Genomic DNA, 465 nt, shown 5'->3' with positions numbered 1-465 from the left:
CCCGCCGTGCCGGTGTGTCGGCGTTCGGTATCAGCGGTACGAACGCGCATGTGATCCTGGAGGCTCCGGCCCCGGACCCGGCGGAGGAGACGTCGCCCGTGTCCCCTGCCGCTCCCGATCCGGCCCCTGAGGCCGTGGTGCCGGTGCCGTGGCTGCTGTCGGCCAAGTCCGAGCAGGCGCTTCTGGCCCAGGCCCGCAGGCTTCAGGCGTACGCGGCCAAGGCCCCCGACGCGGACGGAATCGGCGCCGCGCTCGCCGCGCGGACCCGGTTCGCCCACCGGGCCGTGGTGACTGGACCGGATGCATTGGCGGCCCTGGTGCGCGGGGAGGCGCATCCCGGGCTGGTGACCGGCGAAGCCCGCGACTCGGGTGGGTCGGCGTTTGTGTTCTCCGGTCAGGGTGGTCAGTGGGTGGGGATGGGGCGGGGTCTGTATCGGGTGTTTCCGGTGTTCGCGCGGGCGCTGG

1 pseudogene is annotated in these 465 nt (G+C 73.8%); it reads left to right on the top strand.

Annotated features, from left to right (window positions below):
- Positions 1 to 50 precede the first annotated feature (50 nt).
- Positions 51 to 465, top strand: a pseudogene (locus IF37_RS40405) (modular polyketide synthase); the annotation flags it as partial.

It is taken from the genome of Streptomyces sp. NRRL S-31 (assembly GCF_000718775.1).
Lineage (GTDB): Bacteria > Actinomycetota > Actinomycetes > Streptomycetales > Streptomycetaceae > Streptomyces.
Note: the sequence above shows the minus strand (reverse complement) of the source record. Positions and strands in the feature narration are given on the sequence as shown.